The 11969-nt window shown below is 70.7% G+C and carries 14 protein-coding genes and 1 pseudogene; all 15 read right to left on the reverse strand.

The window, feature by feature from the left end; genetic code table 11:
• Positions 1 to 82 precede the first annotated feature (82 nt).
• The 15 genes and pseudogenes from galT to QUE40_RS02395 all read right to left on the reverse strand — a co-directional run bounded on the left by galT (position 83) and on the right by QUE40_RS02395 (position 11962).
• Positions 83 to 1156: a galactose-1-phosphate uridylyltransferase gene (gene galT, locus QUE40_RS02330; RefSeq protein WP_289232203.1), complete on the reverse strand. Its 1074-nt coding sequence runs from the start codon at positions 1154 to 1156 to the stop codon at positions 83 to 85.
• Between the two features lie 43 nt (positions 1157 to 1199).
• Entirely contained in the window at positions 1200 to 2594 is a 1395-nt protein-coding gene (locus QUE40_RS02335; protein ID WP_289232204.1) for an ABC transporter substrate-binding protein, read from the reverse strand.
• Between the two features lie 8 nt (positions 2595 to 2602).
• On the reverse strand, positions 2603 to 3544 hold the full coding sequence (locus QUE40_RS02340; RefSeq protein ID WP_289232205.1) for a carbohydrate ABC transporter permease: 942 nt from the start codon (positions 3542 to 3544) through the stop codon (positions 2603 to 2605).
• Positions 3545 to 3551: 7 nt separating this feature from the next.
• Entirely contained in the window at positions 3552 to 4349 is a 798-nt protein-coding gene (locus QUE40_RS02345; RefSeq protein WP_289232206.1) for a carbohydrate ABC transporter permease, read from the reverse strand.
• Between the two features lie 151 nt (positions 4350 to 4500).
• Entirely contained in the window at positions 4501 to 6204 is a 1704-nt protein-coding gene (locus QUE40_RS02350; protein ID WP_350227051.1) for an alpha-galactosidase, read from the reverse strand.
• A 121-nt stretch (positions 6205 to 6325) separates the two neighbouring features.
• A pseudogene (locus QUE40_RS19810) lies at positions 6326 to 6781 on the reverse strand (glycoside hydrolase family 36 N-terminal domain-containing protein); the annotation flags it as partial.
• Between the two features lie 15 nt (positions 6782 to 6796).
• Positions 6797 to 7534, reverse strand: a complete 738-nt coding sequence (locus QUE40_RS02355) for a substrate-binding domain-containing protein (protein ID WP_289232207.1) — start codon at positions 7532 to 7534, stop codon at positions 6797 to 6799.
• Entirely contained in the window at positions 7459 to 7824 is a 366-nt protein-coding gene (locus tag QUE40_RS02360) for a LacI family DNA-binding transcriptional regulator (protein ID WP_289232208.1), read from the reverse strand. Before QUE40_RS02360 ends, QUE40_RS02355 begins: the two co-directional genes overlap by 76 nt.
• A 147-nt stretch (positions 7825 to 7971) precedes the next feature.
• A complete protein-coding gene (locus QUE40_RS02365; RefSeq protein WP_289232209.1) occupies positions 7972 to 8175 on the reverse strand; it encodes a hypothetical protein in 204 nt (67 codons plus the stop codon).
• A 112-nt stretch (positions 8176 to 8287) separates the two neighbouring features.
• Entirely contained in the window at positions 8288 to 8488 is a 201-nt protein-coding gene (locus QUE40_RS02370; protein ID WP_142004246.1) for a hypothetical protein, read from the reverse strand.
• Between the two features lie 67 nt (positions 8489 to 8555).
• Entirely contained in the window at positions 8556 to 8777 is a 222-nt protein-coding gene (locus QUE40_RS02375; protein ID WP_142004247.1) for a hypothetical protein, read from the reverse strand.
• A 49-nt stretch (positions 8778 to 8826) separates the two neighbouring features.
• Positions 8827 to 9027: a hypothetical protein gene (locus QUE40_RS02380; protein ID WP_142004248.1), complete on the reverse strand. Its 201-nt coding sequence runs from the start codon at positions 9025 to 9027 to the stop codon at positions 8827 to 8829.
• Positions 9028 to 9088: 61 nt separating this feature from the next.
• Positions 9089 to 9325: a hypothetical protein gene (locus QUE40_RS02385; protein ID WP_289232210.1), complete on the reverse strand. Its 237-nt coding sequence runs from the start codon at positions 9323 to 9325 to the stop codon at positions 9089 to 9091.
• 187 nt (positions 9326 to 9512) lie between these two features.
• Positions 9513 to 11153 (reverse strand): purine-cytosine permease family protein, encoded by a 1641-nt coding sequence (locus QUE40_RS02390; protein ID WP_289232211.1) that lies wholly within the window; start codon positions 11151 to 11153, stop codon positions 9513 to 9515.
• A 341-nt stretch (positions 11154 to 11494) separates the two neighbouring features.
• Entirely contained in the window at positions 11495 to 11962 is a 468-nt protein-coding gene (locus QUE40_RS02395; RefSeq protein WP_289232212.1) for a hypothetical protein, read from the reverse strand.
• Between the last annotated feature and the right edge of the window lie 7 nt (positions 11963 to 11969).

Consider the following 11969-nt stretch of genomic DNA (forward strand, 5'->3'; position numbering starts at 1 on the left):
CTTTCTGTCGCGCTCGGTCGCGCTCCGCTGCGGCCGCGTGCTCGTTCCTCGCCCGCAACCTCCGCTGCGCGCTCCTCGCCGCTCATGCCGACCGCAGCCTCTCCGCCAGCTGCTCCGGCTCCCCGTCGTTGACCCAGCCGCCCTGGCCCGACTCGGAGCCGGCGAGGAACTTGACCTTGCCCTCGGCGCGGCGCACCGACAGCAGCTCCAGGTGCAGCCAGGCCTCCTCGCGGTGCTGGCGCGTGGGGGCCTGCTGCCACGAGGCGATGTACGGCGTCGGCTGGGAGTAGAGCCCGTCGAGCCGGCGCAGCACGTCGAGATAGACGCGGGCGAAGTCGTCGCGCTGCGCGTCGTCCAGCTCGGGCAGGTCGCGGACCCGCCGCGTCGGATAGAGATGGACCTCGATGGGCCAGCGGGCGGCGTACGGCAAGAACACGATCCACTCGTCGGTCTCGACGAGAACCCTTGTGCCAGCACGGCGTTCGGCTTCGATGATGTCGCCGAACAGGTTGCGGCCGTGCTCGGCGGCGTACGCCTCGGCGCGCGCGAGCTCGCGGGCGGCGACGGGCGGGAGGTAGGGGTAGGCGTAGATCTGACCGTGCGGGTGCTGCAGCGTCACGCCGATCTCGACGCCCCGGTTCTCGAACGGGAAGACGTAGTCGACCGACCCGATCCGGCCCAGCTCGCGCGTGCGGTCCGCCCAGGCGTCGACCACCAGCCGTGCCTGCTGCGGCGTGAGACCGGTGAAGCTGGTGTCGTGGTCGCTGGTGAAGCACACGACCTCGCACCGGCCGAGCCCCGGACGCGCCTGGAACAGCCCGTCGTCGACGACCTGGTCGGCGCCCGAGCCCAGGCTGAACGAGGGGAACCGGTTCTCGAAGGCGACGACCTGGTAGTCCGCAGAAGGGATCTCGGTGTGCCGACCGTCGCGTGACGGGCACAGCGGGCACTCGTCGGCGGGCGGGAGGTACGTCCTCGTCTGCCGGTGCGAGGCCACCGTGATCCAGTCCCCGGTCAGTGGGTCGAGCCGCAGCTGGGAGCTGCTGGCGGCCGGCGGCAGGTCGCGCGGGTCCGGGGTGGGCCTGCGCGCGGTGCCGGCGCGGTCGTACCAGACGATCTCGCGGCCGTCCGCGAGCGTGCCGGTGGTGCGTTCCACGGTGCGGTCTCTCCTTGTCGGTGGCGTGCCCAACACTGCAGGACTACTTCGCGGCCAGCGCGAGCAGGTCGTCGAGCTGGCGGTTCAGGCCGGTCAGCGACGACACCTTCTCGCTCCCGATGTAGATCGCGTCGAGCTGGGGCTGCATGAGCGCCGTGACGTCGGCCGAGTTGGAGGTCATCGGGAACAGGAAGGTCGTGCGGTCGCGCACCTGGTCGGTGAACGGTGACACGTCGATCCGCCGCTCGGTGCGGTTGTAGTCGATCGCGGCCTGGGTGCCGGCGGGGCGCGCCGGGAAGACGACGCCGCTGCGGCCGATGATCTGCTGGCAGGCGTCGCCGGAGAGGAACTTCACCCACTGCGCCGACGCCTGCGGGCTGTCGCTGCTGCGGGTGATCGAGTCGGCGATGCCGTTGAACATCGACGCCCGCCTGCCGTTCGGGCCGACCGGTGTCGGGGCGATCCCGATGTCGAGCTTCTTGCCCTGCGCGTCGGTCAGCGACGTGAACGTGCCGAGCATCCACGACCCGCTGATCGCCATCGCCGCCTGACCGGTCTGCACCTGCTTGTCGACGCTGGTCCCCTCGGAGCCGCCGATCTCGCGGTAGCTCGGCATGAACCCCTTGCGGTTCAGCCCGAAGTACCACTCGATCGTGCGCTGCACGCCCGGCTCGTCGAAGCGGAACGTGCGCCCCCACGGGTTCTGGTCCAGCGGCTGCCACCCGGTGCTGCCGGTGAACGGCGACCACTGCGTCTGCCCCCAGTTGTCGCCGCCGCCACCGCCGCTGGCGAAGCCGTACGTCCGCACCCGGCTCTTGTCGAACCCCGCCTGGTCGCCGCGTCGGCCCCGCTCGTCGACCGTGAGCCGCGAGACGATCCGCTGGAAGGTGCCGCCGTCGGTCGGGTTCCACGTCATGGTGCTCAGCTGCTGCGGCGTGATGCCCGCGGCCGCCACCTTCCGCTTGTCGTAGAACACCGCGACGGTGTCCCAGTCCTTCGGCGCCCCATAGCGTTTCCCGTCCTGGCCCTTCCACAGCTGGCCGAGCCCGGGCTGGAACTCCGCGTCGGTGATCGTGCGCGTCGGCCCGAGCTCGTCCAGCGGGCGCAGCACGTCGAGGTCGGTGAACTGCGGGAACTTGCTGACGTGGTTGACGAACACGTCGGGCGCGGTGTCCGCGATGAAGCCCGCGGTGATCTTCGACCAGTAGTCGTCCCAGCCGTACTGCGTGATGCGGATGCGGGTGCCGGGGTTGGCGCGCTCGAACGCGTCGGCGCAGCGCTGGTAACCGGGCACCTGCGAGGCGTCCCACATCCAGTAGTCGACGGTGGTGCCGGACGAGCCGCCGGAGCCACCGCCTCCGCAGGCGGCCAGGGACAGGCCGAGCGCGAGCGCGCCGGCGACGACGGACGTACGGCGGGTGGTGGTTCTGCGTCGCATGGTGGACCTCACTTGATGCCGCTGAAGCCGATCGAGTTCACGATCCGCCTGGCGAACACCGCGAACAGGACGAGCATCGGAAGGGCCGCGACGAGCGTCGCCGCCATGAGACCGGGCCAGTCGGGGCCGGTCTGCGGAGTCTGGCTCTTGAACACGCCGAGCCCGACGGTGAGCACCCGCGAGCGGTCGGTGTAGCTCACCATGAGCGGCCAGAAGTAGTCGTTCCACGAGGCGATGTAGGTGAGGATCGCCAGCGTCGTGATCGGGGCGGCCGACATCGGCACGATCAGCCGGAAGAACACCCGCACCTTGCTCGCGCCGTCGATGAGCGCGGCCTCCTCGACCTCGCGGGAGATGCCGAGGAAGAACTGCCGCAGGAAGAACACGGCGAACGGCGTCATGATCATCGACGGCAGCGCGATGCCGAGCAGGGTGTCGACCAGACCGAGCTGCTTGATCAGCACGAAGTTCGGCAGCAGCGTGAAGATCGTCGGGATCATCAGGCCGGCCAGGAAGAGGCCGAACACCCGGTCGCGCCACTTCCAGCGGAGCCGGGAGAAGGCGTACGCCGCGAGGGCCGAGAAGAACACCTGCCCGGCCGTGACGAGCGTCGAGACGATCATCGAGTTGAGCAGGTATCGCCAGAAGTTGATCGGCTGGCCGGCGCCGCCGGCGTCGATCGCCTCCTGCCCGGTCTGCATCCCGAAGACGCGTTGGAAGCCGCCCCAGGAGAACTGGACGGGCAGCGGGTCGCTGGCGCCGGCGTACAGCGCGTTGTTGCTCGACAGGGCCGTGCGCAGCATCCAGTAGAACGGGAACAGGCTGCCCAGCACGACGAGGACCATGAAGGCCCAGGCGAGCGCGCGGCCGACGGTGAACCGGGGCCGGGTCGCCGGCTCGGTCGGTGCAGTGGTGACCGGGTCGGTCCCGGTGGTGGTCGCAGTGGTCATGACGGCCTCAGTCCAGGTCGCTGGAGTCGGCGCGCAGCAGGCGGTACTGCACGAACGAGATGGTCATCAGCACGACCAGCAGGGCGACGGAAAGCGCTGAGGCATAACCGAACTGGAAGCGTCCGAAGGCCAGGTCGTAGATGTAGAGCTGGAGCACGCGCGAGGCGTTGACGGGGCCGCCGCCCGTCGCGATCGCGACGGTGTCGAACACCTGGAACGAGCCGACGACGGTGATGATGAGCACCAGAGCCATGATCGGGCGCAGCAGCGGCAGCGTGATGCTGAAGAACATCCGGATCTCGCCGGCGCCGTCCATCCGGCCCGCCTCGTAGACCGAGGCCGGGATGGTCTGCAGGCCCGCGAAGATCAGCAGCGCGGTGTAGCCGACGTGCCGCCAGACGTTGATGCCCGCGATGGTCGGGATGACCCAGTTCTCGTCGGTGAGGAACGGGATCCGCTCGAGGCCGATCTGGGTGAGCAGGAAGTTCCCGAAACCCAGCTGGTAGTCGAGGATCCAGAGGAAGACCATCGCCGCGACGACGTTGGAGACGAGGAACGGCGTGAGCACCACGCCGCGCAGCCAGGTGCGCTGGGTGAGGCGCTGCATCATCACCGCGATGACGAGCGCGAGCACGGTCTGCAGACCGATGTTGATGGCGACGTACTGCAGGGTGACCCGCATCGAGTTCCAGAAGATCGGGTCGCCGAGCATGCGGCGGTAGTTGTCCAGGCCGGTGAACTCCGCCGGCGTGAGCAGGTTGTAGGTGGTGAAGCTGAGGTAGATGCCCCGGACCGTCGGCCACACGAGGAAGACGAGGAATCCGATGAGGGCCGGTGCGATGAACGCGAGCGCGAGACGGGTGTCGTCGGGGCTTGGGTCGGGCGGTGGGAGGCTTCTTGACGGGCGCCGAACGTGACTCGGCGCGTGCGGAACTGGTTGTCATGGGCGAGGTTTCCTACATCTCGGCGCGCACCCTGAAGAGCACGACCTGGTCCGGCTGGATGCGCGGCGGTTGTACGCCGGCAGCCAGGAGAGCGGCGCCGTGCAGCACGGTGCCGGGGTAGGTGCCGTCGGCGGCCCGCTCGCCCCACCAGCGGGGCGGGACGAGGCCGGTCGGCGGCACGGCGGGGAGGACGGGGCTGATGCGGTATCGGCGCTCGGGGTCGAGGCCGCGCAGCACCAACCGCGGGCTGGGGTCTTCCAGCCCGAAGTCGTGGACGACGTAGGCGAACAGCGCGTCGGCGCGGTCGGGGGACACGACGCCGTGCACCAGCACGCCGTCGCCGGGGGCGTCGATGCGCACGGTGTCGCCGGTGTGCAGCAGCTCGCGCAGGTCGCGATAGACGTCGATCCACGCGCCGAGCTCGGCGAGCTCCTGGTCGCTGGCCTCGGCCAGGTCCCACTCGATGCCGAAGTGTCCGAAAAGCGCTGTGCCAGCGCGATATCCGAGCGTATGCCGGCGCCCGGTCGTGTGCGACCGGCCGCTCGCGACGTGCGAGCCGCACAGCTCGGGCGGCAGCAGCTGGGTGGTCCAGCGCAGCATCTGCTGCCGCTCGTGCGGGTCGATGCAGTCGCTGACCCACACGCGGTCGCAGTGCTCCATCACGCCCAGGTCGACCCGGGCACCGCCGGACGAGCACGACTCGATCTCCAGGTCCGGGTGGGCGGCCTTGAGCTCGGCCATCAGGCGATAGGTCGCGAGGGTCTGCGCGTGCACGGCCGGCCGTCCGTCACGGGTCCGGTCGCCGGCCTCGACGAGGTCGCGGTTGTGGTCCCACTTGATGTAGCCGATGGGGTACTCCTGCAGGAGCGCCATCATCTGGTCGCGCACGTGGGCGTACGCCTCGGGGATCGACAGGTTCAGCACCTGCTGGTTGCGCGCGAGCACCGGCTGCTCGCGGCGGGCGCCCATGATCCATTCGGGGTGGGCGCGGGCGACGTCGCTGTCGGGGTTGACCATCTCCGGCTCGAACCACAGGCCGAACTCCATGCCGTGCTCGCGCACGCGGTCGACGTGGGGGTGCAGCCCGTCGGGCCAGACGTCGGTCGAGACGACCCAGTCGCCGAGGCCCGCGGTGTCGTCGCGGCGGGCACCGAACCACCCGTCGTCGAGCACGAGCCGCTCGACGCCGAGGGCGGCGGCGCGGTCGGCGAGGTCGAGGAGCCGGGGGATGTCGTGGTCGAAGTAGACCGCCTCCCACACGTTCAGCGTGACCTTGCGCGGGCTGCTGGGGTGCTCGGGTCGGGCGCGCAGCAGGCGGTGCAACCGGTGCGCGACGTCGTCGAGTCCGACGCCGAAAACGCCGTAGAGCCAAGGCGATTCGTAGGTCTCGTCACGCTTCAGCTGCACCTCGCCGGGGAGCAGCAGCTCGCCGCCGCCGATGACGCGGTGGCCGTCGAACGTGCGCTCGGCGTAGTGCACGTGGTTGCCGCTCCAGGCGGTGTGCACCGCCCAGATCTCGCCGCCGCCGAACCCGAACCCTGCCTCGCCGGCGTGCAGGACGCCGGCCGCGTCGGCGCCGGTGCGGCCCTTGCGGCCCTCGCGCAGGTGGGTGCCGACGCCGAACGGGCTGCGCTGCGGCACCTTCTCCTTGCCCCAGCGACCGGCGAGGTCGAGCAGCTCGCTCGCCCGCGCCGGCACCGGCAGCGCCAGGGTCAACCCGTCGAGGGTGTACGTCTCGCCCCGGTTGGTGAGGCGGGCGCGGCTGCGCAGCACCCTCCGGCGTCAGCTGCACGACCAGCTGCAGACCGAGCTGCTGCTCGGGGTCGTCCGCGTCGATCGTCACGGTGGCGGGGCCGGACTCGAGCAGGTCGGTGGTGTCGGGGGTGGGGGTGCCACGGTCGTCGTCGGGGCGTTCGGTGTCGGAGCGTGCGGTGTCGGGGTGCGTGGTGTCGGCGCGTTCCGTGTCGAGCCGCGCGAGGTCGAGGCCGGTGACCGTGAAGCGGGGCGACCAGGCGGTCCCGGTGCGCGACCCGGAGATGCCGGGCCGGCCGACGAAGCCGGTGCGGTGCTCGGGGAGGAGCGACAGGCGTACGGGCTCGTCGACGGCGTTGGACCCGACGGTGGGCACGGCGGCCTCGGCGAGCGCGCGGGCGGACTCGGTCGTCTGCGGCCCGAGGTCTGAGCCCCAGTGCACGACCGCGGGGAGCTGGGCGTCGGTGAGGTCGAGCAGGAGGGAGGTGCCGGCCGCGCGCAGGTGCACGAGGGAGGGGAGGCGGGGGTGGGTGCTGGGCATGGGGGAGAGGGCCTTTCAGCGGGTCCGGGTCTGCGGGGCGGGGCGGGCGGTGGAGTCGCGACGGACGAGATCGCCTGGGAGAGAGAAGGTTTCGGGTGCGGCCTCGGCGGCGAGGACGAGCTCGACGGCCTTCTCGGCCATCTCCTGGTGGGGCGGGGCGACGGTGGTCAGCGGCGGGTGGAGCGACTCGACGATCGGCTCGAGGTTGTCGTGGCCGATGACGGTCAGGTCCTCGGGGATGCGCAGCCCGAGCCGGCGCGCGGCCTCGTAGGCGCCCATCGCCATCCGGTCGTTGAAGCAGGCGAGCGCGGTCGGGCGGTCGGGACGGTCGAGCAACGACAGCGCGCCCTCGAGACCGCCCGCGGTGGTGGCGGCGAAGTCGGGCGAGACGTGCACCAGCAGATCGTCGTCCGTTCGGCCCTGCTGCTCCCACGCGGCGCGGAGGCCGGCGAGGCGGCTCTCGGCCTCCAGCGACGGGGCGATGGTGACCAGCCCGACCCGCTCGTGGCCGAGCGAGCACAGCTCGTCGACCACCAGGGCGGCCATCGACCGCTCGTCGGGAAGCACCGTCGTGACGGGCGAATCTGTCTGTGCTGTCTCAAGATTCAGCAGCACCAGCCCGCGCGATCGGGGAGCCTCGATGCGACGGTGATAGATCGAGGCGAGGATCGTGCCGCTCACCTGCTGGCCGGCCGCGTGGTCGAGCGCGTCGCGCAGGCGGGTCGGCTCGCCACCGGTCGGGAGCAGCAGCACGCGCACCCCTGCTCCCAGCAGGCGCGATAGAGGCCGTCGAGCAGACCGAGCCCGTAGGGCAGCGTCGACAGGTCGTCCTCTGCGACGACGGCGACCGCCCGCTCTGGGGTGGTCCGCAACCGGCGGGCCGCGACGTTGGGGGTGTAGCCGAGCTGCTCGGCCGCCTCGTGGATGCGCCGGCGGGTGTCGTCGGAGACCCGGGCGGTCGCCTTGCCGTTGAGCACCACGCTGACCGTCGAGGGGGCCACCCCGGCCAGGGCGGCGACGTCGCGGATGCGCGGGACCGACATTGACGAATCCTTTTGGCAGAACGCTGAAAAAACGATTCGTCACTGTGGCACGGGTCACGCCGGAGCGGCAAGGCTCGGACAGAAAAAGGCCGCTGACCTGGGCGGATGCCTCAGGTCAGCGGCCGGGAGAGCTGCGGTGGGCGTACGTCAGACGCCGCCGCCGCTCGCGTTGCGGCTCTGGTGCGCGTTGCGCCACTGGGTGCCGTTGGTGCGCGACCCCTCGGCGCCGAGCGACACCCCGTCGCTGAGGTTGCGCTTGGAGCCTCCGGCGCCGCCGCCGCGTCGCGCGACGACAGCGATCAGCCCGAGGAACACCAGCAGGACGATCGCGATGCCGATGTAGAAACCCATGACCATTCCCCCTTCGGTTGGTGACCGCCATCCTCCCACCTGCCGCGGGCGCGACGGGGTTTGTGCACCGTCCGTGACCGGATCGAGGCCGCCGCCCACGGCGGGGCCAGGGTCAGTGGCCGCCCCACCCGACGTTCTTGGCCTCGGTGTGGCGCGTCTCGTTGCGCTGCCTCGTGTAGGCACTGTCGCCGGTGCCGACGCCCTCGCTCAGCTCCCGCTGCCGACGACCACTGCCACCTCCACGGCGCGCGATGGCGTAGACCAGTGCGCCGAGCACCAGCAGCACGACGGCGATCCCGATGTAGAACCCCATGACGGTCTCCTCTGGTTGATGGCGATTGGTCGACGCCGCGGCGCGGTGGGGTGTCCGCCGAAGGGACTCACCTGCCGAAGGTGCCGCCGTGCCGCGCGTTGCGGTAATCCTGCTGCGCCTGGGCCCGGTGCAGGTTCTGGATGCTGGAGCGTTCGTGCTCGCTGCCGGTCGACAGCTGGTCGGTCAGATTGCGCTTCGTTGCCGCGCCACCACCGTCGCGCCGAGCGATGACGTAGACCAGTGCGAAGAGCACCAGCAGCACGACGGCGATCCCGATGTAGAACCCCATGGCTACCTCCCTCGGCTGCTCGTGCTTGATCAGTGGTCCGTCGGGCTGCTCACGGCGGCATCGCGCTGCCACCGCGCTTGGTCGCGAACTCGGTCGAGGCCGAGGTGTTGTTCGCTCCGCGAGCCCCGCCGGTCAACGGTTGCCGCCGGTCGACGCGCGACCGGTCCAGGTCGCGGCGGCGGCGCACCGAGTAACCGAGCACGGCGATCAGCACGGCCAGCGTGACGACGGCTGCGATGACGTATCCCATGACGTCCCCTTTCGTCCGGACGGTGCCGCGCCGACCTTCCGGTGCGGTGCGGCGAGGTCGATCAGCCCACCGGGCCGACGGTGCCACCCGATCGTTTGGTGGCGAACTCGGTCGAGGCCGAGGTGCTGTTGCCCCGGGCTCCGCCGCGGGACAGGTCCCGCGGGTCGCGGTGCGTGAGGTCGCGGTCGCCGCCACGGCGTATCGCCAGGCGGATCACCCCCACCAGCACGAGCGCGGCCACGAGGAGGCCGACGATGTAGTAGCCCATGCGAACCCCCTCCGGGAGAGTGACCTCCATCATCCCACCGAACGGCGCTCCTCGGCACGCCTTGTGACGCTTTCGGCATGAAACCGGGTTACGTGCGTTTGACCTTGATGGATTCGGGTCAAACGCACGTAACCCGGTTTCATGCGCAGGGTCGGGGGCGTGGCTCGTACGCCGGTGGCGGCTGATCCGGGCCTGGCGGGATCACCGCGCCGCGGGATCAGGGAGTGGCGGGCAGGACGTGGGTCCCGTCGCGGTCGGTGGCCAGGCACAGCGAGCACAGCGCCCCGGCGCCGGTGGCCGAGTGCAGCATGTCGGGGCGCTCGAACGTCTGCGCGCACACCATGCAGTCGAGCTCGGCGGCCGAGGGGTTGCCCAGCTCGTCGCGCATCGGCAGGTGGGCGAGACCGTCGTCGCCCCGGCGAAGGTAGAACCGCCCGCCCGTCGCCACGGCGATGACCGGCGGGAGCGTCGCGGCCAGGACCACGGCGACGGCGGCCGAGTAGGGCTGCAGGCCCTCGCCCAGCGCGCCGAAGTAGCACGCGATGGACACCCCGCCGCCCACGACGACGGTGCCGAAACCGACCGGGTTGACCGCGTGGAGCATGCCGCGCCGGAACTCCGGCTCCTTGGGGGACAGGCCGAGGACGTACTTGTTGATGGTGATGTCGCTCGCGACGGCGACGATCCAGACGATGCCGAGGTTGGCGTAGAAGCTCAGGATGCTGTTGAGCACGCTGAACATGTCGGCCTCCATGAGCGCCAGCGCGATGCCCACGTTGACGAAGACGAACACCAGCCGTCCGGGGTAGCGGCGGGTGAGCCGGGTGAAGGAGTTGGTCCAGGCGAGCGAGCCGGAGTAGGCGTTGGTGACGTTGATCTTCAGCTGGGAGACCACGACGAGCACGACGGCCAGCACCATCGCGAGCCACGGCGGCATGAGGCGTTCGTAGACGGCGAGGAACTGGTGCACCGGTTCGTTCGCGACGCCGGCGCCCTCTGCCGAGCGTCCGATCAGGTAGACCGCGAGGAACAGTCCGACCGCCTGCTTCAGCGCGCCGAGCAGGACCCAGCCGGGTCCGGCGGCGATGACCGCGGTCCACCAACGTCCAGCGTTCTCAGGGGTTTTCGGCGGCATGAACCGCAGGTAGTCGATGTTCTCGGCGATCTGCGCGATGAGCGACAGGCAGACGCCTGCGGCGAGCATCGCCGAGGCCAGCGAGGCGGTCTGCTGCCCGTCGCTGCCGCGATAGTCCCAGAACGCCTCGACGCTGCCGGGCTCGACGGCGAGCAGGTAGCCGAGCGGTGCCACCATGAGCACCAGCCACAGCGGGGTGGTCCACAGCTGCATCTTCGCCAGCGCCCGCATGCCGTAGATCACGAGCGGGATCACGACCAGGCTGGAGACGGCGTACCCCAGCCACAGCGGGATGCCCAGGCCGATCTGCAGGCCCTGCGCCATGATCGACCCCTCCAGCGCGAAGAAGATGAAGGTGAACGTCGCGAAGATGACGTTGGTCAGGATCGAGCCGTAGTAGCCGAAACCGGAGCCGCGGGTGATCAGGTCGAGGTCGAGGTTGTACCGCGCGGCGTAGATCGCGAGCGGGATGCCGGTCAGGAAGATCACGGCGGCCGCGATGGCGATGCCCCACAGGGCGCTGGCGGTGCCGTACGCCATCCCGATGTTCGCGCCGATCGCGAAGTCGGCGAGGTAGGCGATCCCGCCGAGCGCCGAGGTCGCGACGACGCCGGGCCCCCACCGGCGGTACGACCGTGGCGCGAAGCGCAGCGTGTAGTCCTCCAGGGTCTCGCTGGGGTCGCCCGCGGCGCGGGTCTCGACTGGTGCGGTGGTCGTGGCCATGCGCAGACGATTCACCGCCGGTGTTGCGGTGGCGTCTGGGCGCCGTTACGTCGGTGTTAAGGCTTCGCAGCCGGGTTCGGCTGCGAGGGGCGCCCGCGATCGCGTCGGCGATCCAGCCCCAGCGCCGGCCCCACGTGGCGTCGAGCTCGGCCGTGCGCCGGGTGGCGGTGGTCGCCTTGCGCGAGCCGGCGGCGTAGCGCTTGCGGAACCAGGGGAACCTGGCCGTGCGAGCCGCACCGCCCCGACGAACGCGACGGCCGGGACGCAGATCGCCAGCACGATCAAGCGGTACTTCCCCTTCGCGACGCAGACCAGGCAGGCCAGCACGGTGAGGGCGATGCTCAGCGCGAGCGCCCAGCGGGCCTGCTGCCCCCGGTGAGGTCCTCCGACCGGGCGGGGGTGAACCCGAGCAGCACCAGGGCCAGGCACGACGCCGTCAGGGCGACGGCCTGCACCGACGCCTGCCCCTCCTGCGACCAGTAGACGTCGCTCAGGTGCAGGATCAGCGCGAACTCGTCGAGCACGAGAGAGGCACCCACGCCCACGAGAACGCCTGCGGTGGCACGGAATCCGCCGTGCTCGGCGCTCAGCGCGACGAACGCCCCGATGAGCAGCAGCCCCAGGCCGGGGACGGCGTGGTGGATGTGCACGCCCGACGACGTGACGTTGTTGCGGAACGGTCCGCGGCCCGCGCGGATCATCCGGGTGATGCCTCGGGTGGCGAGGAAGGTGACGACGAAGGCGAGGAAGCACAGCAGCATGGGCAGCTTGCCCGCGCCGACGATCTCGACGTTCCACCATTCGCTCATGGCTCAG

The organism is Barrientosiimonas endolithica (genome assembly GCF_030296655.1).
Taxonomy (GTDB): domain Bacteria; phylum Actinomycetota; class Actinomycetes; order Actinomycetales; family Dermatophilaceae; genus Barrientosiimonas; species Barrientosiimonas humi.

Coding starts and splice junctions, on each gene's coding strand:
- QUE40_RS02380 (WP_142004248.1), bottom strand. CDS start 9,027: ATGGGATACGTCATCGCAGCCGTCGTCACGCTGGCCGTGCTGATCGCC.
- QUE40_RS02375 (WP_142004247.1), bottom strand. CDS start 8,777: ATGGGGTTCTACATCGGGATCGCCGTCGTGCTGCTGGTGCTCTTCGCA.
- QUE40_RS02370 (WP_142004246.1), bottom strand. CDS start 8,488: ATGGGGTTCTACATCGGGATCGCCGTCGTGCTGCTGGTGCTCGGCGCA.
- QUE40_RS02390 (WP_289232211.1), bottom strand. CDS start 11,153: ATGGCCACGACCACCGCACCAGTCGAGACCCGCGCCGCGGGCGACCCC.
- QUE40_RS02385 (WP_289232210.1), bottom strand. CDS start 9,325: ATGGAGGTCACTCTCCCGGAGGGGGTTCGCATGGGCTACTACATCGTC.
- QUE40_RS02335 (WP_289232204.1), bottom strand. CDS start 2,594: ATGCGACGCAGAACCACCACCCGCCGTACGTCCGTCGTCGCCGGCGCG.
- QUE40_RS02360 (WP_289232208.1), bottom strand. CDS start 7,824: ATGTCGGTCCCGCGCATCCGCGACGTCGCCGCCCTGGCCGGGGTGGCC.
- QUE40_RS02365 (WP_289232209.1), bottom strand. CDS start 8,175: ATGGGTTTCTACATCGGCATCGCGATCGTCCTGCTGGTGTTCCTCGGG.
- QUE40_RS02340 (WP_289232205.1), bottom strand. CDS start 3,544: ATGACCACTGCGACCACCACCGGGACCGACCCGGTCACCACTGCACCG.
- QUE40_RS02395 (WP_289232212.1), bottom strand. CDS start 11,962: ATGAGCGAATGGTGGAACGTCGAGATCGTCGGCGCGGGCAAGCTGCCC.